Raw genomic sequence first — 22,529 nt, 5'->3', positions numbered from 1 at the left:
AAAATCGGTACATGTAAACGAAATGAAAACGCAAGCTTTTGTAAATAAAAGGTATTTTTGGTTATCGCTTTGTTGACCTTGTGCTTGAAATGATATTAATATTTGCGAACTGGTTAATTTTAAGTATTAGCTAGGTGTATAAAAATAAACTATTAGAAGTATTCAGGGAGAATCACATGTTAAATAATAAAGTTTCAAAGGCAGTGCGCTTAGCGATTGCTTTTGGTGCAGCATCTGCAGCTGCGTTTTCAGCAAATTCATTTGCTGCTGAAGATGATGAACTTGAAAAAATCGAGCGCGTTCAGGTAACTGGCTCGCGTATTCGCTCAGCTGAAGCTATGTCTTCTGCGCCAATACAAGTAGTTAGTGGTGAGGCTATTGATGCCTCTGGTTCTTTAAATATCCAAAACCTATTACTTGAAAACCCTGCATTTGGCTCCCCAGCTATTAGCAGAACAAATTCAAACTTTTCTACAGCTAGTGCTGGTGTTGCCACTGTTGATTTACGTAATTTAGGCTCAAACCGTACTCTAGTTCTTGTTAATGGTCGTCGTTATGTATCTGGTGTGCCGGGCAGCTCTGCAGTTGATTTAAACACCATTCCTAGCCAGTTTATTGAGCGCGTAGAAATTATGACTGGTGGTGCTTCATCCGTATATGGCTCGGATGCAGTTGCAGGTGTTGTTAACTTTGTACTTAAAGATGACTTTGAAGGTGTTGAGTTTGAAGGACAATACGGTGAGTCTAGTGAAGGTGATGACCAGTCACGACAGTTTAACTTTACCTCGGGTTTGTCTAGCTCAGATGGGAAAGGGCAAGCAATGTTTCATCTTGGTTATTCAGATCAAGGCGCTGTGTTTTCTAGAGACCGTGAACGTTCGGCTGTTGACCAATTTTCAGGTATTTATTTTGAAGACGATCCTGCAGCGAACCCTGGTTCGATATTCGATGCAGTAAGTCCATTTTTATCATCATTTCCTCCACAAGGCCGCTTTAGTGCAGGGGATAATACATTCACATACGATAACGCGAATAATCTACAAGATTCGTTTAGTACAAATGGTGGTGATGGAGTTGAGGCTAATGGCTTCAATCGCAGTGGCGTAAGAACTATCGCTATACCAACAGAGCGCTATTTGTTTGCCTCAAACGGAAGCTACGAGTTAAATGATAAGCATAGCTTCTTTTTTGAAGGTACATATGCCGCTACAACAACAGTATCTGAGTTAGAGCCATTCCCTTTTGCCTCAGACGATATTTATGCCAATGGTCAAGTGCCAATTGAATTTAATGTAAATGGTGAAGTACTTCGTAGTGCATATGTACCAGATGATATTTTTAATTCAGCCACTGATACAGATGGAGATGGCTTAAAGGATATTTTCTTTGCAAAGCGCCTAAGCGATATTGGTAATCGTGGTGCACGTGCCGAACGTGATACTTTCCGCTTAGCTGTTGGGTTTCAGGGTGAAATTAACGATAGCTGGTTTTATGATACTTACTATGTGTACGGCAAAACAAAAGAGCAGCAAGTATCTGGTGGTTTAGTAAATGTACAGAGTTTTCGCCAAGGGCTTGAATCTGTAATTGATAGTCAAGATTTAGATGGTGATGGTATAACTGATGAGGCAATTTGTATAGATGCTACTGCACGTGGCTTCAATTGTGCTCCAGTTAATATTTACGGTTATAATTCATTGTCACAAAGCGCCATTGATTTTGTTAGTGCGCCTAGCTCACTTTCTACATCAGTTGAGCAAGAGATTATCGGTGGTAATGTATCGGGTGATTTGTTCGAGTTACCGGCTGGAATGATTGGTATAGCAGCCGGGTTCGAGTACCGCGAAGAGTTTTCTCGTAGCGAATTTGATGCATTGCAACAAGCTGGCTTAAATGCAGGCAATGCAATCCCTGCTACAGAAGGTTCATTTGATGTAACTGAATATTATGTTGAAGCAAACATCCCTGTTTTTGACTCAGTAACAATGAATGCTGCAGTTCGCTTATCAGATTATTCTACAGTTGGTAATACTGAAAGTTGGAACATAGGTGTTGATTGGGAAGTAATGGACAGCCTGCGTTTACGTGCAACACGTGCTCGCTCTACTCGAGCTCCAAATATTGATGAATTATTCTCTCCACCTTCACAAACATTCCCAAGTGGATTAAATGATCCTTGCTTAGGTATTACTAATAGTGGCGGTGGCGCTGCAGGTGATGCTTGTCGAGCTGATGTGGGTGTTGCAAACAATATTGCGTCAAATGGTGAGTTCACGCTTAACCAATCTGATTTACAAGGCATCAGTGGCTTTAACCGTGGCAATCCTGATTTAAAAGAAGAAGTGGGTGATTCAGTAACTGTTGGGATTGTATTTACCCCAGAAGAGCTTGTTTCAGGTTTAGATATCACTTTGGATTATTTTGACATAGAAATTACTGATGCGATTGTATCAACTCCACGTCAATTTATCTTAGATCAATGTTATGGTGGTGGAGATACTAGCTTCTGTGACTTTGTTACTCGCCGTAGTGCAGCATCAGGTAATAACAGCGCCGGCTCTCTAGAGTTCATCGATAGCGGTGTATCTAATAGTGGGGGCTTAGGCACTGAAGGAGTTGATTTAACATTAACTTACTCATCTGATATTGGTCCTGGTTCATTTAAAACTCGTTTGGCATACACTTATTTGATAGATGGTTATACGATTCCGCTACCAGGCGCTGATAAAGATGAATTTGCTGGTGAAATTGGTGCATCAGAGCACAAAGCTAATTGGAATTTAGGTTATAAATTTAATGATTTTGATTTTAACTGGAGCTTAAACTATATTGGCGCAGCTGACTTTGATGATCAATTTTTAAGTGGTTTCGGTATTGCACCTGGCGGTGTAGGAATTGGTTCTGTGACTTATCATGATGTCCAAGCAAGCTATCACTTTAATGACACAATGGAGTTATATGCAGGAGCGAACAATTTATTCGATAAAGAGCCTCCGCGCATATTATCAGGTGTAGATGGTTCTAGTACTGGTACAGAAACAGATGCTGGAACATATGATCCTATCGGACAGTCTTTTTATATCGGCTTTAGAAGTAAGTTCTAATCCCAGATACCGCTATTTTTATGACCGTTCTGAAATACATTGACGGTTTTAATCTAGGGCCAGTAGTTTTTGCTACTGGCCTTTTTATAGGCTTGGTTTGGTGTTTGCCTTTCTAAACTCATATTCGGTTTATATTAATACTAATTCTCCTTAGCTATTTTAGGTTTTGGGATTTCTAGAGTTAGGACAATTGCTTCAACATGCCATTAATGCGCCCAGCTCGTACTTTTGGTCGTAATCTTTATTTGGTATGCCTGTGAGCAGTACTAACATCCTCTACCTTAATGATGAATTATACAGCATTAATACTGACGATTATTGATGGTCGCATCCAATCCCTTAAACACATTTTTCGTCTTTCATTCCCAACCCAATTCATAGCACTTACGAATACTATTTTTGGCCTCTATAGTTGTATTTCTTTGCATAGGTTAGAATACTTTTTCATCTAATATTTGCTAAAAGTAGTTATTAGTTGCAATTTTCTAGGTAGTAAATAGCTAATACTTTCTTCTCGTAGCCTATTTACTATTTTAGGCTTATACTAAAAAGGAATTAAAATCTAACCCTATAATTGAGCGAGATATAAATGAAAGAAGTTCGATCTTTTATTAAAACAGCATCATTAACTGAGCTAGAAAAAGCACAACAATTAATCACTGATGCGATTGCAAAATATACTGAGCAGCTACAAGCTAAACAGGAAGTGTTGGATCTTTTAAAAGAAAAAGGACTTACGTTAGAAGATTTACAAGACGGTACTGCAGATAAACGTACTAAAGTAAAAGCTAAGTATCGTATTGAAGTAGATGGCGAAGTGATTGAATGGACCGGTCGTGGCCGTCGCCCTAAAGCGTTTGAAGGTGTTGATTTACAAAAGCACCTAGCTTAATAAAGTAACAGAGAAGCTACGGCTTCTCTTTTTAATGGCGTATAATTTAATAACTAAACTTAGGCTTACGCTTTGTACGCGAGATTTAATTGGCCAAAACTTACCTTAAACTCCCCGCAGTCGCTTAGTATTTGTTAAACTGCATTTCTGGTTATTCTATTTACTATTTTCATGAGCTATAAATTAAGGCCGTATCAGCAAGAGGCCGTAGAGCGCACCGTTTTACATTTTCGAAAAACAAATGATCCTGCCGTGATTGTACTGCCTACCGGTGCGGGAAAAAGCCTTGTTATTGCAGAGCTTGCGCGAATTGCTAAGCAAAAAATTTTGGTGCTTGCACATGTTAAAGAGTTGGTAGAACAAAACGCACATAAATATAAAAGTTTTGGTTTAGAAGCGAGTATATTTTCAGCAGGGTTAAAAGAAAAATCACTCAGCCACCAAGTTACCTTTGCCAGTGTTCAGTCTTTATCGCGTAATTTAAATAAATTAAATGAGCATTATTCTTTGCTTATTATTGATGAGTGCCACAGAGTAAATGGTGATAAAAAAAGCCAATATGGAAAGGTTATAAATACGCTCAAAGAATATAATCCTCAGTTAAAAGTATTGGGTTTAACAGCCACACCTTATAGATTAGGAATGGGGTGGATATACCATCATCATTACCATGGTTTTGTAAAAGGTAATAAAGAAAGTCCATTTAAAAACTGTATATTTGAATTACCGCTCAGGTATATGATCAAACATAATTACTTAACGCCGCCAAATGAAGTGGACGCGGCAATTAGTCATTATGATTTTTCGTCCTTGGCTACTAATGCGTTTGGTCAATATACGACTGATGACATGAATGCGCTTTTAAAAAATAGCGAGCGCGCAACGCAAGCTATACTGAAGCAGGTAATACAATACAGTGAAACCCGCCAAGGCGTGATGATATTTGCGGCAACGGTGATGCACGCGCAAGAAATTTTAACTTATTTACCCGCAGAGCAAAGTGCCCTTATAACTGGCGATACCCCCAATGCAGAACGCGATAAATTAATTAATCAATTTAAACAAAAAAACATAAAATACCTCGTTAATATTTCTGTTTTAACTACCGGATTTGATGCGCCGCATGTCGATTTTATCGCTATTTTACGCCCCACCGAATCGGTTAGCTTATACCAGCAAATTGTTGGCCGTGGGCTTAGGCTAAATGAAGGAAAAACAGACTGCTTAGTTATAGATTACGCAGGCAACGGCTTTGATTTATTTCATCCTGAGGTGGGCGATAAAAAAGGTGATAGCGATAATGAGCCCGTTCAAGTGCTTTGCCCTGGGTGTGGGTTTGCAAATATTTTTTGGGGAAAAACCGATGCTGATGGCAAAGTAGTTGAGCATTTTGGCAGGCGCTGCCAAGGTTTATTAGAAGATGACGAAGGCCATAAAGAGCAATGCGATTATCGGTTTAGGTTTAAAGAGTGCGAACAATGTGGCGCTCAAAACGATATAGCAGCTCGTAAATGCCATGATTGCGGCGCAGTAATGGCTGACCCCGACGACAAGCTACGTAACGCCCTTAATTTAAAAGATGCGTTAGTACTGCGCTGTAGTGGCTTATCAGTGATCAAACTTAAAGATGACTTAATTAAAATAACCTACTTTGATGAAGATGGTGCAAGTTGCGATGAGGTCTATAACCTTGCCAGTAAAGGCGGGCAGTATATTTTTAATAAACAGTTTGGTAAACGCTTAGGACAGGGGCAAGCGCCTGTCGAATTTAAAAGTGCTGAGCAGGTAATTAAGGCACAGTATGATTTAGTGCACCCCGATTTTGTTATCGCGCGTAAAAGTAAAAAGTATGGCTGGAAGGTATCTGATAAATTATTTGATTACACTGGCAGCTTTAGAAAAGCTAATCAGTTAAGCGGCTAAGCTTAACTGATTTTTGTTAAGCGGCGTCTTCGTCCATTAAACCCCAGCCATCGCCATAGCCATTGTAACTATTAGCAATACTTTCAAGGTATTGCTCTGCTTGGCCAAGCAATGTGTGCTCTGGCACCATTTGTACATGAGTAATCACTTCCCACACGCCTGTGTCTTTACATTTTTCAACGTTTGCGCTTTGTACTAATGCATCAGAGATTATTTCTTTGGCAAATTTTTCAGCATCAGCTTGTTGTTCAAATAAAATGAAAAAATCGATTTGGTGCATTTTGCTTAAATCAACGCCAGCAGCGGCTATTTCGGCTAAAAGTTGGCCGTTATCATCATCAGGGAATTGCATTAAAAACTCATTTAAAATTAATTTTGTATTCGTAGCCACTATTGTAACCAAAATATTGCTTTAAAGCGTATTAATTTTAACTTTATAGGCTTTAAAAGGGAGTGAAATTTGGTGCAAGATTACCATTAAGTTAATGTGTTGCTCATTATGGCTATGGTAGTATGCAACTCATTGGTGGTTAAATTTTAAAGAATAAAAAGTAAGGATATTTACTTGTTCAAACAGTTATTACGTTTTGTGTTTTTTTTAGCTTTTTTTATAAGCACTCAAGCCAGCGCTGAGCAAAGGGTAATTGAAGATTACGAAATTAAAGGGATTAGTGGCGAGTTAGAAAGTAACGTTGAGCTCTATTTAAAACAACTGGTTGGTGAAAAACCCACCAGAACCTTGCGTCGCTATGCCAAAAAGCAAGTGCAAAGCAGTATTAAAGCGCTGGGGTATTACAACCCAACGGTAGACATTGAGTTTGATAAAGACGACAAAGAGCTTATCGTTAAAGTAGAGCGCGGCCCTGCAACGCGCATAGAAGCTATTAATATAACGCTTAATGGTGAGGGTAAAAACGACTCGCAATTACAAAACGTTATTAAAAATTTAAATTTAACCCAGGGCGATGTTCTTAATCATGGCAGGTACGACTCAGCGCATAAAAAAATAGAGTCAATGCTATTAGAGCTAGGCTATTTTGATGCTAAATGGCCAGCCCGAAAGCTTGCGGTATCAGTGCAAAAAAACAGTGCCGTTATTACATTTAATATAGATACCGGCGTGCGCTACACGTATGGCAATATAATCATTGCCAGCGAAACCCCCGCAGAAAAATATATTCGTTCACTGGCACCTTTTACCCAAGGGCAAGCTTATAAAGCCACACAAATTGCCGATTATAACCTTGAGCTCTCAAGCACACCGTATTTTGCAAGCGTGCGTATTTATGCCGATATACCAGCAAGAGCTAACGGACAAGTGCCTATAAATATTGATGTGCTACACAAACCTGCTAATAGCTACGAAGTAGGCGGTGGCTTTAATACCGAGCTGGGCCCGAAAGTGCGTTTTAAATGGAGTAAACCCTGGATCACAGAAGATGGGCATTATCTGGAAAGCAATTTAAATGTAGCTGAGAAACAGCAAGATATTTCTATGGCGTACACCATTCCGGTAGATGACCCTAACGACGATTTATGGCGTTTATCAGTGGGTTACAAGTTAGAAGATGAACTTGCCGATGACATTTACAGTGAAATACTGACCGGTCAACTGCAGCGCCAATGGTTAACTGAAGATAAATGGGTACGCACGGCCTTTTTACGTCGAGACCAAGAAACATACCGCATTGGTGATGAACCAGAAGAAAGCACCGAAATGCTTATGCCCGGTATTAGCTATGCCCGTAAAAAGTCAAAAGGAGGCACAACGCCTTATTGGGGTGAGCAGTGGCTAATTTCGGCTGAGTTTGGTTTAGATGATGTACTTTCAACCACAAATTTAGTGCGTGTGCAGCTGCAGCATGCGTGGCTGCGAACCTATTTAGATAAACATTTAGTTTTTTTAAAAGCAAACGTGGGCGCCATGCTGGTCGATAATATTGAAAACGTACCTTACTCGCTGCGCTTTTATGCCGGTGGTGACCAAAGTGTACGTGGTTTTGCTTATCAGTCTATTTCTCCTGAAGATGAAGACGGTGATTTAATCGGTGGTAAATACTTACTAACCAGTACTATTGAATACAATTACCAATTTGCACAAAATTGGCGCGCAGCTTTATTTGTTGATGGCGGTACTGCCACAAATGACTTTTCGGACGACTTTGAAGTGGGCGCAGGCTTTGGCTTTCGTTATTTAACACCCATTGGCCCCGTAAAAGTAGACCATGCATGGGGGCTTACTAAAGAAAGTAAAAGCACACGTTTAAGCATTACCATAGGGCCAGAAATTTAATGTCAGTATTTAAAAAAATATCCGCCGCCGTCATCGGCGTTTTAATCACGCTTGCCGTTATTATTTTTTGCTTGTTATTTACTGCGCCCGGTAATCAATTTATTGCTTATAGTGCCAATAAAATGGTGAACGGCTTACATATCGAGATTAAAAAAGGGCGTTTTTTATATAACAACCCGTTTAATGTGAGCTTTAAAAACCAAAGTACAGATTTTAAAGCGCAGCAGCTTAAAATTGATTTATTTTGGTGGCAGTGCGATGGCCTATGTATTGAAAATGTAAGTGCGCGGTCAATCAAACTTGCCCTTGGCAATGCACCTGAAGCCACACAACAGAGCACCTCAGAGCCATTAGCTAAAATTACGTTTCCCTTTAATATTGCCGTTAAAAATGTAGCAATAAACGAATTTGTATTAAATCATTCCAGTGCTGATGTAACCGTAAATAACTTTACCCTTGCGGCGAAAGCCGAAGATGCAACCTTAGCACTAAAAAGCCTAACTATTAGTGATGTATTGGTAAAGCTTAAAGAGCGACCGGCCTCATCTAATCAAGCAGCGGCTAGTCAAGGCCAGGCGCTAACAGCGCTGCCTGCGTTACCAGATATAGAATTTACATCGCCCCTTAATTTACGGGTAGAGCAGTTTGACGTTAAAAAGGTGGATATTGAGCAAGGTGAGCAAACTCACACAATCGAAAATATAGCGCTTGTATTAAATGTAGAAGATGAAAAAGTTAACTTACAAACGCTTAGCGCGCAGTACCAACAATGGCAACTAAATACAGAGTTAACTAGTGAGCTTGAAGGTAATTTACCTTTAAACGCTAAAGTAGCGCTAAGCAGCGACTTGCACCAAGCGAATTTAGCGTTAAGTGGTGACCTATCTGATTTAAATATAAATTTACACACGACTGGTCAGTACCCATTAAATTTAACGGCAACGGCTAATTTAAAACAAAAAAATTATCCGTTTGAACTTACTGGTAAAGTTGAGCAATGGTTGATTGACGCTCAAAGTAACGAGCTAAAAGTAAATAATGTTGATTTATCAGCCTCGGGTAATGCGGATGATTACACGCTAAGTTTAAAGGCGCATAGCCAATTAGGTGCCTATCCAGCTGTAGTATTAAACACGCAATTAAACGGCTCGCTTAGCCAAGCGCAGTTAAGTACCTTAAGCCTAAAAGCAAACGACAGTAGTGCAATATTTAAAGGTAATGTTAATTGGCAAAAGGGCATACAAGCCGATTTCACCGGTTCGTTAAATAGCTTAAAAGCACAATACTTAACAGATGCGCTTACAAGTAATATTTCTGGCCAGCTAGAAGGGCGCTTTAACAGCGAAGGGCAAAACTGGCACTTGCAAATGGATAATACACAACTTGCAGGTACACTGAACCAAACACCGCTTGAATTTGCCTCAAACTTTACACTTAACAATACGCTAAAAGCCAACATAGACAGCCTGTATTTAAGTAGCGGTGCCAATAAATTAACCTTGAGCGGGCAAGTTGACGACACCTGGCAGGTTGACGGAAAAGTAACACTTACCGGAAATGAGCAAACTAATCTGCCACTCGTTGCAAACGGTAAGGCCGATTTAAAAATAAGAGGACCCCGTTTAACCCCCGCCGTTGATTTATCGTTATTACTCGATAACTTTATGTATAACGACATAAACGTGAATAAACTCACCCTTAAAGGCCAGCTCGATACAGCCGCAGATTGGCAAACCGATGTGAGCTTAAACGTAGGCTCAGCAATGGTTGCTGATCAGGTAATTAATAGTGTTGAGCTAACTGCCACTGGCGATAAAACCGACCATCAGCTGGTTGCCGCCATAGATGCAGAGCAAGGCGCTGCTGAGCTTGAAGTAACCGGTAAGCTCAATAATGACGTGTGGAATGGCTCGCTCAGTAATATAACGCTAAGTGACAAAAAGCTCAGCTTTAGTAATAGTAAAAAAATTGCGGTGATGTTTAATATCCAAACCAGCGATTTTGATGTGAGTGCGCATTGCTGGCGCTCAAACAAAAGTGAGCTATGTATTAACACCCTTGCGCAAACTAAAAACTTGGGCCAATTTAATGCTACGTTGAGCAATTTAGCGCTTGAAGAGCTTAAACACTTTTTACCAGATAACATGCGTACGCGGGGCGATATAAGCGGCGACTTTGCTGCAAATTGGAACGAGGGCGCATTAAAAACACTTCGCGCTAATTTAAATGCGGATGACCTTGTTGCTGTTCTTACCTCAGAGGAAGACCGGTTTAGGTTACCCATCGAAACGCTAAAAGTCAGTGCTTACACTGATTCTCAAACGGGTAAGCTAGAGGCCGATTTACGCTCAAGTGTGCTAGGTAAAATAGCCACCGAAATTAATATTGATGATATTCAAAATCAGCAAACATTAAACGGTCACCTTAATATAGATAAAATATTGCTATCAGACTTACATCCCTTTCTCGAAACCCTTGAGCAATTAAAAGGCGATATAACAGGAAACGTGGCAGTAGCCGGCACTTTGCAAGACCCTCTATTAAATGGTGAACTAAATGTCAGTGATATTAATTTAGAAGGTGAGCAATTGCCGGTGGTATTGCAAAAATCTAACGTAAATATTTTATTTGATAAAACCACCGCCACAATTAAAGGTAATTTAAACGACACCCAAGGCGGTAAAATCAACCTAACCGGCGACGTAGATTGGCAAGGCGCCCAGCCTGAGGTAAATGTAAGCGTTAACGGCGAGCAGTTTTTTGTACGTGCGCAGCAAGGCGTGACGTTTAAAGTATCGCCTGATTTAACCATTGGACTTGCAAATAATGCATTAAAGCTGTCTGGCGAAGTGGTTGTGCCTTATGGCAGGGTAATGATTGAAGAGCTGCCAGAGGGCGCCGTTCAAGTGAGCGACGATGAGATTATTGTTGATCAACAAACTGAAACAGCAGAAAACGTGCCGTTTGATTACGATGTAAATTTAAAAGTGATTGTTAAAAACGATGTAAAAATAGAATCGTTTGGTCTTGAGTCGAAAATAGCGGGTGATCTAGCCATCAAAATGAGCCAGGGCGCCCCTATAATTGCCACCGGCGAGCTAAATTTAATCGATGGTACGTATTTAGCTTTTGGCCAAGATTTAATTATTAGTACTGGGCAAATAGGGTTTAGTGGCTCGATTGAGCAACCGTTTTTAAATATTAAAGCCATACGTAATCCAGACACCACAGCAAACGATGTTGTGGCAGGTGTTACGCTTACTGGTAACGTTGAACAACCTACCTTAAAAGTGTTTTCTGAGCCGGCAATGGATCAAGCACAAGCGCTGGCCTATTTACTCAATGGGCAGCCGCTAGGCGAGGGCGACAGTTCAAGCGATGCCATGCTTACTCAGTTATTGCTCTCACAAGGGGTGAGCCGCAGTGAAGGCGTTGTATCTAAAGTTGGCGAAACCATTGGTTTATCTGATGTAAGCTTAAGTTCAACGGGCTCTGGCGATAACACTAAGCTTGAAATATCGGGCTATGTAGCGCCTAGCTTACAAGTTAAATACAGCGTAGGGGTATTTGACTCGCTCAGCGAGGTCGCTATTCGCTATCAGCTGCTTTCGCAGTTTTATGTAGAGATCACCAGTGGTTTAAATCAAAATGTTGATTTACTCTATAAGTTTGATTGGGACTAAATAGGCAGTATAAGGATTATATGAAAGGATTATATTTAGCAGCACTAATAACAGGATTAACTGGCTGCGCCCAATACACAGAGCAACACGCGGGCACTCAACAAACCCCAACCCGTAGCGCAAGCGAGGTAATAAAGCACGCTAAAGCGCACGAATGGCGAAATGTAGATAGGCAAAATATTTTAAAAATTACGCTGCCTACAGGGGCGGCTTATGTTGAGCTTAACCCACAGCTTGCAGCTAAACATACTGCGCACATAAAACAACTTGCACGAGAAGGCTTTTATAAAAATACCCGTGTTTATCGTTTTGTTGAAGGGTTTGTAGCACAAGGTGGCGACAGCTCAGGCAATAAAGCAATTAAAACGGCTAATAAAACTGTGCCTGCAGAGTTTTACCATAGCACCGCACAGCCGCTTAAAATTACAGAGCTACAAGGCGATGGTTACGCGCCTGTAACGGGGTTTTTAAACGGTTTTGCTGTCGCACAAAACGCCTCTAATACACAAACTTGGCAGGTACATTGCCACGGTGTGTTTGCCATGGCGCGTGGCAATGAGATAAACAGTGCAAGTACTGAATTTTTTGTCACCATTGGCCAAGGTCCGCGCTACCTTGATAAAAATATTACCGTATTTGGAAGAGTGCTTGAAGGTATGGAGCACTTTAATCGTTTACAGCGTAAGCCTGTTCCTAATACGCCATTTAACCCAATTACAAACATTGAGGTATTGGCCGATATTAAGCGTGATAAAAGCACCTTTAATGTTATGAAAACAGACTCGCAATCATTTAGAGAATTGATTGAGGCGCGAAAAAATCGTACCGAACCTTGGTTTGTATACGCCCATAATTATGTTGATGTGTGCGCAATGCCTATTCCGACTAAGCGCATTGACTAGCTTATAACGGGTATAAAAAAGGAGCTTAAGCTCCTTTTTTATGGTGATATTTAAGTCGATTGGTATTACTGGCGATTAATTTTTACCGCAAAAGGCGTATCGTTATAGTGCGTTGAACGATACGGATTTATATCCAGCCCACCGCGGCGCGTATAACGCGCATAAACTTCAAGCTCTTTAATGTTTAGCTGCGTGGTCAAATCACTATAAATACGCTCTACACATTGCTCATGAAACTCATTGTGGGTTCTAAATGAAATTAAATAACGCAAAAGTGCCTCATGGCATATTTGCTCGCCAGTGTAACGAATAATTATACTGGCCCAATCTGGTTGTGAGGTAATTAAGCAGTTAGATTTAAGCAAATGGCTGTGCAGGGTCTCAGTAACTAGGGTGTCACTTTTTGATTTAAGTGAGTAGGCGTCAATATCGTAGTTATCTATTTCAATATCTAAATCGTCAATACATTGCCCAGGTAATGGCGTGCAAGGTAAGCAGTTATAGTCATCAGGTGCGTATAACGTTACCGCTACATCGCTATTTACCGCATTTGATAAGTCTTCAATTAAATGCTGTCTTACCACCTCAGTACTTTCAAAGCGGGTTTGATTAAAGCTATTTAAGTAAAGTTTAAACGACTTAGACTCAATAATATGGCTGCTTTGGCACGCAAAAGTAAACAGCGCCACGGCAACCTGCGGTTTACCTTTAGCGTTTAACCACGAAAGCTCATAACCTGTCCAAATATCTTGGCCTTTAAAGGGTAACTCGGCTTCGTCAATATTTAAAGCATCACGATTTAACTTGCGGGCAATAGGAAAAAGCAAGCTAGGCGAATATACATCTACGTATTCAGTAGATTGTCCTAACACACTACCTTTAAGGTCTGGAGAGTTGCTGTAATCTGTCATGTTTGCTCTTAAATAGTTACAATAGGGACATTATATCTAATTTAAATGAGTTTCGCAGTATGTCTGTTGCAATGCAAATGGCCCAACTTCACACGCAATTTTGTGAAAAAACCGTTAAAAACACCGCTAAATATCCGCTTATGGCACACGATGAACAATGGCCTAGCCCTTGCGAGTTTGGCGAGGTAGACGTACAAGGCAATATTCAATGGAAAAGTGCTTTGCAAACCCCCGCAGGTTCGTTATCAGATTTAGCTAACGCGCTTGAGCTGAGCTTCCCAGCTGGGGTTGATGAGTTTTATGGGCACATGTATGGCGGTAGCATTTTAGCTAGTATAGATGGTCACCGTGTGGAGTTATTACAAGCTTGGAATAAAGATGATTTTGACCTGCTGCAACAAAATATTACCGGTCATGTATTAATGAAACGAAAATTAAAGCAGCCAGAAACCCTATTCATTGGTTTAACTGAGCAAGATGACTTACTGGTTACCGTGCAGGTAAATACCGGTGAGGTATGTTTAGAGTACGTAGGTAAAAAGCCGCATCATGTACTTGCACCCAGTATAGAATCTTTTTTAAAAGCGCTTGAGGTTTAGGTTAATTAAACCAATGTGCAGTAATCGTTAATTATTGTGCAGGATAAGCCCTGTGCAAGACGCGTTAAAGGTTGCTTAGTTATTACAGCGAAAACAGCGATATTGTAGCCTTACTTGCCGCTTTTACTTAATTTAATTGAGCGTTAAAAAATCAGCTTAGTGCAATGCATTAAGCTGATTTTGTATAAGGTGTGTAACTTTATTTTGCAAAGTGCAGGCTTTTAGTTACTGAAAATCCCACGAAACATTAGATACCAACCCACATGGCTCACACCTAAAATCAAATAACCCAAACCACGGCTCTGGCAATTTCCACTCACTATTGCAGCTAGGGCATTTCCGCTCAAGTTCTGAGGCTTTATCTACACCGCCTACACGGTATAAATAATAATAAACCGGTTTTTGAGTTAAAAAGCGGATACGTTTAGCAATGTCTTTACCGCGGCGGTATAAGTCACTTTGTGTGCTTGATATTTCTTCAAGCGCTGGAAATTCGCACCGAGTAGCGCCGTTAATTTGTATTTGATCGCAGGCTTGCCAATCTTCTTGCCATTTTATGAGTGTTTTATAATCCCCATTAGCAATGGCCGGAATAGTAAACAATGGCACAGGTAAAAAGTCATCACCACAATACAGTGGGCTACAGGTATGCACATAGGTTGTGTATAAAATATAGCTTGAAGGCGATTTACAGGTATCGGCACCGTTTGAGTGAATGTCTTGGCCAATAACTTTTATTTTAGGAGCAAGTAAACCTGCACTGTGCAGCTTCTCAATACTGTGTTTTACAAAAGGGCTATTATTTAATGGGTGCATGGCGTCTTCGGTTGGGCACATTACACGGGTAATAAAATAGCCATCTTTTAGTACAGTTGGGAATTCTTCACCCATAATTTGGCCGTTAAAACGCAGTGCATTAACTAATCGGTTAATGGCTTGCTCGGCTTGCTCTAGGGTGGTGTCTTGGTAGCAGTCAAACGTTAAATCAACAACGAACATTTATAGTCTCAAATTATTTTTGCTCTAACAGGGCTAGCAACCTATCGAGTTTTTTCTCAATGCGATCGAGTTGAGATGTTTTAGGCTCAACGATGCTCTGCTCAGGGTTTTTCATTAAATTATGAATTGAATCAGGATTATTTTTATATTGGCTTACTGCGGCAATAATAACCGGCATAGGCACAGGTTGTGCTAAACGGCTTTTAGTTAGGGCAACAGTAGGGGTTTTGCCTTCATCAAGAAGGACTTTAATTGCATCAAATACAACTGCATTCATTAGATTTGTAACTCTTTAATATATAAGCGCAGCAAGTGTTTGCTGCGCGGGTGCTATAGTAGCAACAATACCAAGGCGCATAAAGCCTTGGTATAAGCAGAGGGGGGATTATACCAATTCGCAATAATACTTAATCATTTTGCGGGGCTAAACGGGTCGCTACCTGTGTTAAAAATTTTTCATTTAGAACAAGCAAATAGTGAGTTCTTGTTTAGCTGTAAACACGCTTATCGAACCTCAAAATAGGTCGCATAATTAAGCAAATTAGTATTACTTACTTTCTTGGCGAAGCCTCACATCAAGTTCATCAATTACTTCGCTCCACGCGCCATCTTCTGCTAGCGATTCTGCTAAAAAATGCTGCTGTGATTCATCCCAAAAAGGAGCTTGTTGTAAAAGCGTTGTGTCTTCTAGTGAGTGAGAAGCAATAAAATCGTCAATCTGTTGTTCTGAGCTAGGTAAACCCAATTGTGCAAACAACGTTTTCATATCGTGTTTTGTCGTATCCATATTATTACTCCATCTGATTAAATTAAACCAAGCTTAGAGCCAGACTATAGGCTTTGCTAGTTAAACTCTCGCTGAATTGACGGTATTTTTGCTTTAGGTATATAGTTAACTTGCAGTATAGATAAACATTTTCGCCATACAATTACCAATTACTTTATATACGGTAAATAGTTTGGCAACGTTGAGGGTAGTAAAGCAAAAAGGATACACAATGACAGTCACCTCTAATGAGTACACATTAAGCGTACAATACCTTGCCCCTGAAGATATAAGCACTGCAGGGAGTTTAATCTATCAGGCCTATCATGATGATCCGCTACTTCAAAATTTATTAGGTTATGATCAACATAATATGGCTGCCTACGAGAAAAAATTACGCTCAGTGATACGCGAAGAGCTCAGTGCTTTTTGGCAAGAAAAACTGCCATTAATAGGCTTGTACCGCGATGATAAATTAAAAGCAGTGGCGTGTGTATTTGAGTCGAGCAGCCAATTACAACCAGAGCGTTATTGGCATTGGCGCTTAAAGTTAATGCTGAGCGCAGGGTATTTGCAAACCAACCAACTAATAGAAAAAGAGCAAACAATACGCACTGCGCTTAATGAGATTGGCGATTACTACTATTTAGCGTTTATTGCGGTAGACCCGCACGTGCAAGGCCACGGGCTTGGGCGATACCTGTTACGAGGCTTAGATGATTTAGCAACTAAAAACACAGGGGCTAAAGGGCTTGCCGTTTTTGTTACACGCCAAGAGCATAATACGTTTTTTAAATCAGAAGGATTTAGCACTTTTAAAGCACTTGCCTTTAATAAAGTATCCGGAGAGCTTCTTTTTAAACCATATGCAAAGTAAGTCTGTAAGCGATAAGCGCCATTACGGACATATGCCCGTGAGATATATCTTACATTGGCGTGCGCATTATCAGTTACGGTCGTTCATAAATGCGGCTTTAATGGGGTAAGATGCTGTTTAGTATAGGGTTTTATATTTTTTCATATATATTACGAAAAATTAATTTTGTTTACCTAGTAGGATGAAACCCAAACTCGCGTAGTATTTAACTTGTCAAGACGACATAGCTTAATGACTAAGCTACTGCCAAGGATACGGAATAGGCAACATAGCAGATGCTAGCAGGAAGCATAAAGGACAAGTTAAAAAGGACGCAAGGACGAACTAGGAAGTGCATGAAGCGCTTAGTAGTTGGAACTACTTAAGGATATTTACGGATGAGGCTACAGGAAGTAGCAGGAGCGTTAGTTTACGCAGGATGGCCAAGGCGGCAAGTGGAAAATGCAGGATGCATTTAAAGTGGCAGGAGCTACTTAAAAGGATGACCAAGGATGATGCTACAGCAAGTAGCCAAGCGTTAGTTTACGTGGGTTAGCCAGGATGGTTATGGATTTTGCAGGATGCAATGTTGAGGGTAAATAGGGTTGTTTACTCGTTCAGGGGATGATAATACGGATTTTGGGTCAAGGATAACAAGCAGGATGCTGTAAGAGTGGGGCGTAACTTTTGTTACGCCTTAGTTTTATGTATTAACTTATTTTAGTGGTTTCATTTTAACCCCACCGGTTTTAACGATTAGAGTTAAATTTTGTGTGGCGGCACAACAACGCTTTTTAGCATTTCATTTTCCATAATTAAAATACCTTGATAGGCATTTTCGCCATCACTTGAAAACTCAAACATAAATTCGCTTTTGATCCCCGGTTTGCCATTTTTTAAAATGCCAAAGCGGCGTTTTGTGCACGCTACGCTCATTAACTGAACCTGTAATTGCTCAGCTTGGCGCGCGGCATGACTGTTAGCAGCTTCTGCTACTTTTCGGTTTAGCCAAAATAAGTAAATTACAGCGCCAATGGCGATAAACGTCCACAAAGTAGCCATTAAGAGAACAACCTTCCAATTGCGCGAGCGAGCGTTTCGCTGCGGTTTTCTTTACGTAATAAGCCTAATAAATGTGGGCGTATAGTGGGTATTGCAACTAAATCAGCAAAGATACTGGGAAATAGCTCGGCAATTTGCTGGTGGTGCGCACAATTATCCATAAAAATATGTAAGCGCTCAGGCTCTTCTAGTTGAGAAAAGCATCGCCCTGCAATCGTTAAAAGTACATCTGAATCAGTGCCAACAGATGAGCTTAATGCAGCATCTACTAGTTGTGTACACAGCCCTTGGGCTTGGCCTTTTGAAAGCGAGCGCAGTGCGGCAGTTAGTGCAATTGTATCGTTATTTTCAATGGCAGTGTGGCCATAGGCGACTAAAAGCTCACTGAGTGATGGCGGTATTTCTACATGTTCAAGCATGGCGCTCAAAGGCTGCAATACCTCTAGTGGTAAATGCGGCCAAGCTTTTTGCAAGTTTGCTAAGTTGTTGTCGTTATTTAAGCGCAGTGCAAAATCGGCAATACCTTGTAGCGCAACGCTTTGCCAATCATCAAAACCTAAAGTGCCACTAAAGTACAGCTGGGTGTGCTCGTAATATTTAGAGGCTGGTTGCTTTAACAATACTTTAAGTTGGGCGTTAAAAGCCGCTAATTTATTTGCATTAGGGGTAAACACATAAGGGTTATTATCTAGCTTACCATCGGCTTGCTCGCCGGTTATTTCGCTGCCTAGGGCTTCAATTACCATATTAGCGAAATGATCGCGGCTCGCGCTCACTAATTTACTTTGCTCATCAAGTGGAAACTTTAAAAACCATACATAAGGTTCTTTACTTGCTTTGCTATCCCAAAATTGAATAGCCAGCCATGCATGCCCCGCAAGCGGATAAGGATAAGGAACTTGTGCTTGCTCAATAGCTAAAAACTGTTTTTTATCAAGCTTAGTAATATGCCTGCCAATATCAAAAGCACGCCATTGTGTACCGGCGCCATCTAAAAGTTGGCCAAGTGTCGCTATGTGTTCGCTCATCGTTATCTCAATTGTTTTTACTGCAAAATTGCCTCAATTATACGCCATAGCAGGCATTGAGGGAACAGGGTATAATTGCCCTATAACGTAAAAAGAAGAGTGGTTATGTATCAGCAAACTCAGGCTTATTTAAACCAATTAAGCACACTTTTAAAAAAACATAAGCTGTGGCAAAGCACGCCAATAGAGGCGCATAAATTACAATCTCAAGTGCCTTTTTGTCACGATACCATGGCATTTGAGCAATGGTTACAGTTTGTATTTATTGAAAAAATGCAGCAGTTAATAACGCTTAACCAACCATTGCCGCAAAATTTTGCCATTGCGCCTATGGCTGAAATGGCGTTAGTGGATAAAACCGGCAGCGGCGAAATTATAACGCTACTTAGTGAACTTGATGCTTTTTTAGGTAAACCCAATGACTGAAAAGGGTGAACCTGTAGAGTACGGCGAGCTTAATATTCTTTACCAAGACGAATACTTTGTTGCCATAGATAAGCCCGCAGGCTTATTGGTTCATCGCTCTTTTTTAGATAAATATGAAACCCAGTTTGCAATGCAAATGCTGCGCGACCAATTAGGGCAACATGTATTTCCGGTGCACAGGCTAGATAGACCAACATCAGGTGTGCTGCTATTTGCTTTAAGTTCAGAATCTGCCCGAGACATGAACAAGCTATTTATTGAAGGCACTATTACAAAACGTTATTTAGCGCTTGTACGTGGTTTTGCGCCTGAATCGGTGTTTTTAGATAAACCGTTAAAAGAAGAGCTTGATAAAATAGCTGACAAATTTGCCTCGCAAAATAAAGCGCCACAAGCGGCGCAAACGCAATTTAATTGTCTGCATCAAGCCACGCTACCAATTCCTATTGGTAAATACCCCACGGTGCGTTACTCGCTCGTAGAGTGTTTTCCAAAAACAGGGCGAAAGCATCAAATTAGGCGCCACCTTAATCATTTATCAATACCTATAATTGGTGATGTAAATCATGGTGATAATCAGCATAATCAATTTTTTAGGGAACATTTTGCACTGCGGCGGTTAATGCTATTTGCAACGCAGCTTAGTTTTGTGCACCCTTACACGCATAAACCCATCGTAATTAAAGCGCCACTAGGTGAAGACATGCTTAGTATATGTAAGCAACTAGGTTGGCCACAGCAAGAAAAGGATTATTAATGGCACATATTAGTATTTTTGTAGGCAGCGTTAACGGCGGTGCAGAACGTTTAAGCTACGACGTTGCAAATACAATTGAAAAAGCGGGGCACACTGCGAGCGTTATTAGTGAGGCCTCACTTGATGATATTAAAAACGCCTCACATATATTAGTTGTTACCTCTACCACAGGGCAAGGCGATGTACCTAACAATTTAGCTGGGCTCTACTTTGCTATGAACAGCACATTTCCGATGCTAACTGATAAGCCATTTGGTGTTATAGCCATGGGCGATAGATGCTACGGCGATACGTTTTGCGGTGCAGGGCGCAGCTTTGATGAGCTACTACGTGACTTGCAAGCTAAGCCGGTAGGAAACCGTTTAGAAATAGATGCCTGCGAAGACTTTGAGCCATGGCCTGTAGCAGAGCCGTGGTTAAAAGCATGGCTTGAAAAATTACCAGCTTAGTAACACCAATGCGCAATAATGCTTAATCATTTTGCGGGGTTAAACGTGTCGCTAGCTGCGTTAAAAAATGCTCATTTACGACCGCATGGATGCAGAAGGCAGAGCCATGCAGGAGCAATTGCCGAGAACAACTAAATAGCGAATTTATTGCCTAGCTATTAACACGTTTTTCCGTCCTCAAAATAGAGCACTTAATTAAGCGAATTGGTATTAAACTGCTTATATGTACAAAAAAAGGAGCGCATGCGCTCCTTTTTTAATTATTAAACCGTTGGTTAACTACTTCTTACATCAACCTTAAGCTTTAACTTTTGGCCAGGCTGTAAATACTTTTGGCCGGCTAAGTTATTCCACTTAATAATTTCGTTTACGGTTAAATTAAATTTAGACGCAATACGAGCAAGCGAGTCACCACGGCGTACTTTGTACGTAATGGTGCGATTAGTACTTGCAGTTGCTTGTGGTTTACTCGCTGATTTATAAACAGTGAGCTTTTGATTTAAGCGCAATACTGAGTTTTTCTTCAGTTTATTCCACGAGGCCAACTCATCCATGGTGACATCGTATTCGCGACTAATGTCCCACAGGGTGTCGCCACTTTTAACCGTGTGCGACAGCTTAGTACGGGTGGCTTTATTAGCAGCTAAACGCATTTGCTTAGGTAAATGTTCACTATTAATTGCGCCATCGGTTAAGGGTACTAATAACTGTTGGCCAATACGTATGGTGTTTGACTTTAATTTATTAAGCGAGCGAATAGCACTGGTGCTGGTGGTAAACTTTTTAGCAATAACCGATAGGCTATCTCCGCGCGCCACAGTGTATTGCTGCCAGCGTAAGCGGTCTTTAACATCGGTTTGCGCCAGCTTTTGGCTGAATTGTTCCGCTTTATCGGTGGGTAATAGTAAAAAATGCGGACCGTTAGGGTCGGTCGCCCAGCGGTTAAAGCCTGGGTTTAACCTGTATAGCTCAGTAAGAGTCATATCGGCCATATCTGCGGCCAGTGCTAAGTCAATCTGTGTGCCTACATCAACCACTTCTACAACTTGCGCGTTGATAACCGGTTTCCACTTTACATTAAACTCATCAGCGCGTTTTAATAAATCGGCAAGGGCTAAAAGCTTTGGTACATACGCGGTGGTTTCGCTTGGTAAGTCGAGAGACCAAAAGTCTGTTGGTAAATGCTTTTTACGATTTTTCTTAATCGCACGCATTAAACGCCCTTCGCCTGAATTATAAGCCGCAATGGCGTTTAACCAATCGCCTTCAAGGGTTTTGTGTAAATACGATAAGTAATCAAGGGCAGCACGCGTAGATTGCACTATGTCGCGTCGGCCGTCGTACCACCAGTTTTGTTTTAAATCAAAACGCTCGCCAGTGGCTGGCATAAATTGCCAAATACCCGAAGCACTGCGATTAGAGTAGCCAAATGGGTCAAATGCGCTTTCTACAATAGGTAAAAGGGCGATTTCGATAGGCATTTCGCGCTTTTCTACTTCTTCAACAATAAAGTGTAAATAAGGTTCTGCGCGTTTTGAAATGCGGTCTAAATAAGCTTGATGACGCGCATAGTAATTACGCTCGGTAACAACAGGGCGGTTTTGCGGTACATCAATAGACAGTTGGTAGCGAATGCGCTCCCACACATCGTCAAAAACGGGGGCGTCTTCGCTCTGCTCAACGTGTTGATATTGGGCGTTTACCATCAATGCATTGTTAATATCGTTAGGGCTTGCGCCTTCTAAGCGCTTATTTGCTTGGGTAGCAGCTTGTGCGTCTGAATCTACGGTTGTTAATGTTTGACAACCACTTAGCGCAAGCGCCAAGGCAATTAATAGAGGAGATTTATTCATATATACCAATACATCAGGTAAAAAAA

Annotated in this window: 19 protein-coding genes; 11 read left to right on the top strand and 8 right to left on the bottom strand. The window is 40.8% G+C overall.

The window, feature by feature from the left end:
* Positions 1 to 176 precede the first annotated feature (176 nt).
* The 3 genes from PSH50_RS02965 (at position 177) to PSH50_RS02955 (ending at position 5,919) form a co-directional block, all read left to right on the top strand.
* Complete coding sequence (locus PSH50_RS02965) at positions 177 to 3,104, top strand: TonB-dependent receptor (RefSeq protein ID WP_273586116.1); 2,928 nt, start codon at positions 177 to 179, stop codon at positions 3,102 to 3,104.
* A gap of 589 nt (positions 3,105 to 3,693) precedes the next feature.
* Positions 3,694 to 3,996, top strand: coding sequence for an H-NS histone family protein (locus tag PSH50_RS02960; protein ID WP_004585960.1), 303 nt, complete (start codon positions 3,694 to 3,696; stop codon positions 3,994 to 3,996).
* A gap of 171 nt (positions 3,997 to 4,167) precedes the next feature.
* Positions 4,168 to 5,919, top strand: a complete 1,752-nt coding sequence (locus tag PSH50_RS02955) for a DEAD/DEAH box helicase (protein ID WP_273586115.1) — start codon at positions 4,168 to 4,170, stop codon at positions 5,917 to 5,919.
* 16 nt (positions 5,920 to 5,935) lie between these two features.
* Here PSH50_RS02955 and PSH50_RS02950 read toward each other — a convergent pair whose 3' ends face one another.
* Positions 5,936 to 6,271: a ribonuclease E inhibitor RraB gene (locus tag PSH50_RS02950; RefSeq protein ID WP_024033700.1), complete on the bottom strand. Its 336-nt coding sequence runs from the start codon at positions 6,269 to 6,271 to the stop codon at positions 5,936 to 5,938.
* 213 nt (positions 6,272 to 6,484) lie between these two features.
* Between PSH50_RS02950 and PSH50_RS02945 the strand changes: the two genes are divergently transcribed.
* From PSH50_RS02945 to PSH50_RS02935, 3 genes are read left to right on the top strand one after another with little or no spacing between them, the layout of a single operon-like run.
* The gene (locus PSH50_RS02945; RefSeq protein ID WP_054982264.1) at positions 6,485 to 8,212 is read left to right on the top strand and encodes an autotransporter assembly complex family protein; all 1,728 of its coding nucleotides are present in this window, start codon (positions 6,485 to 6,487) and stop codon (positions 8,210 to 8,212) included.
* Entirely contained in the window at positions 8,212 to 11,895 is a 3,684-nt protein-coding gene (locus PSH50_RS02940) for a translocation/assembly module TamB domain-containing protein (protein ID WP_273586114.1), read from the top strand. The genes PSH50_RS02945 and PSH50_RS02940 overlap by 1 nt, the downstream gene beginning before the upstream one ends.
* Before the next feature lie 20 nt (positions 11,896 to 11,915).
* Entirely contained in the window at positions 11,916 to 12,797 is an 882-nt protein-coding gene (locus PSH50_RS02935; protein WP_273586113.1) for a peptidylprolyl isomerase, read from the top strand.
* Between the two features lie 65 nt (positions 12,798 to 12,862).
* On the opposite strand, the gene queF is transcribed toward PSH50_RS02935, so the two are convergent.
* The gene (queF, locus tag PSH50_RS02930; RefSeq protein WP_054982267.1) at positions 12,863 to 13,708 is read right to left on the bottom strand and encodes an NADPH-dependent 7-cyano-7-deazaguanine reductase QueF; all 846 of its coding nucleotides are present in this window, start codon (positions 13,706 to 13,708) and stop codon (positions 12,863 to 12,865) included.
* A gap of 59 nt (positions 13,709 to 13,767) precedes the next feature.
* Here queF and syd point away from each other — a divergent pair, with 59 nt between their 5' ends.
* Complete coding sequence (syd, locus tag PSH50_RS02925; RefSeq protein WP_273586112.1) at positions 13,768 to 14,307, top strand: SecY-interacting protein; 540 nt, start codon at positions 13,768 to 13,770, stop codon at positions 14,305 to 14,307.
* 225 nt (positions 14,308 to 14,532) lie between these two features.
* On the opposite strand, the gene PSH50_RS02920 is transcribed toward syd, so the two are convergent.
* The 3 genes from PSH50_RS02920 to PSH50_RS02910 form a co-directional block, all read right to left on the bottom strand.
* Positions 14,533 to 15,306, bottom strand: coding sequence for a Zn-ribbon-containing protein (locus PSH50_RS02920; RefSeq protein WP_024033695.1), 774 nt, complete (start codon positions 15,304 to 15,306; stop codon positions 14,533 to 14,535).
* Positions 15,307 to 15,319: 13 nt separating this feature from the next.
* On the bottom strand, positions 15,320 to 15,583 hold the full coding sequence (locus PSH50_RS02915) for a hypothetical protein (RefSeq protein WP_004585969.1): 264 nt from the start codon (positions 15,581 to 15,583) through the stop codon (positions 15,320 to 15,322).
* 270 nt (positions 15,584 to 15,853) lie between these two features.
* Entirely contained in the window at positions 15,854 to 16,093 is a 240-nt protein-coding gene (locus PSH50_RS02910) for a DUF2789 domain-containing protein (protein ID WP_273586111.1), read from the bottom strand.
* Between the two features lie 211 nt (positions 16,094 to 16,304).
* Here PSH50_RS02910 and PSH50_RS02905 point away from each other — a divergent pair, with 211 nt between their 5' ends.
* Positions 16,305 to 16,949 (top strand): GNAT family N-acetyltransferase, encoded by a 645-nt coding sequence (locus tag PSH50_RS02905; RefSeq protein WP_273586110.1) that lies wholly within the window; start codon positions 16,305 to 16,307, stop codon positions 16,947 to 16,949.
* Positions 16,950 to 17,690: 741 nt separating this feature from the next.
* On the opposite strand, the gene PSH50_RS02900 is transcribed toward PSH50_RS02905, so the two are convergent.
* The gene (locus tag PSH50_RS02900; RefSeq protein ID WP_004585972.1) at positions 17,691 to 17,990 is read right to left on the bottom strand and encodes a DUF3301 domain-containing protein; all 300 of its coding nucleotides are present in this window, start codon (positions 17,988 to 17,990) and stop codon (positions 17,691 to 17,693) included.
* On the bottom strand, positions 17,990 to 19,018 hold the full coding sequence (locus PSH50_RS02895) for a DUF3549 family protein (protein WP_004585973.1): 1,029 nt from the start codon (positions 19,016 to 19,018) through the stop codon (positions 17,990 to 17,992). The genes PSH50_RS02900 and PSH50_RS02895 overlap by 1 nt, the downstream gene beginning before the upstream one ends.
* 105 nt (positions 19,019 to 19,123) lie before the next feature.
* On the opposite strand from PSH50_RS02895, the gene PSH50_RS02890 reads away from it, so the two are divergent.
* Genes PSH50_RS02890 through PSH50_RS02880 form a run of 3 tightly spaced genes read left to right on the top strand, consistent with a single transcriptional unit; the run spans position 19,124 to position 20,650 of the window.
* On the top strand, positions 19,124 to 19,444 hold the full coding sequence (locus PSH50_RS02890; RefSeq protein WP_248450997.1) for a YqcC family protein: 321 nt from the start codon (positions 19,124 to 19,126) through the stop codon (positions 19,442 to 19,444).
* On the top strand, positions 19,437 to 20,201 hold the full coding sequence (gene truC, locus PSH50_RS02885; RefSeq protein ID WP_248450996.1) for a tRNA pseudouridine(65) synthase TruC: 765 nt from the start codon (positions 19,437 to 19,439) through the stop codon (positions 20,199 to 20,201). Before PSH50_RS02890 ends, truC begins: the two co-directional genes overlap by 8 nt.
* Positions 20,201 to 20,650, top strand: a complete 450-nt coding sequence (locus tag PSH50_RS02880; protein WP_138579817.1) for a flavodoxin — start codon at positions 20,201 to 20,203, stop codon at positions 20,648 to 20,650. Before truC ends, PSH50_RS02880 begins: the two co-directional genes overlap by 1 nt.
* Before the next feature lie 275 nt (positions 20,651 to 20,925).
* Here PSH50_RS02880 and PSH50_RS02875 read toward each other — a convergent pair whose 3' ends face one another.
* A complete protein-coding gene (locus PSH50_RS02875; protein WP_024033687.1) occupies positions 20,926 to 22,503 on the bottom strand; it encodes a LysM peptidoglycan-binding domain-containing protein in 1,578 nt (525 codons plus the stop codon).
* Positions 22,504 to 22,529 lie beyond the last annotated feature (26 nt).

It is taken from the genome of Pseudoalteromonas sp. Angola-7 (genome assembly GCF_028599255.1).
GTDB lineage: Bacteria > Pseudomonadota > Gammaproteobacteria > Enterobacterales > Alteromonadaceae > Pseudoalteromonas > Pseudoalteromonas atlantica.
Note: the sequence above shows the minus strand (reverse complement) of the source record. Positions and strands in the feature narration are given on the sequence as shown.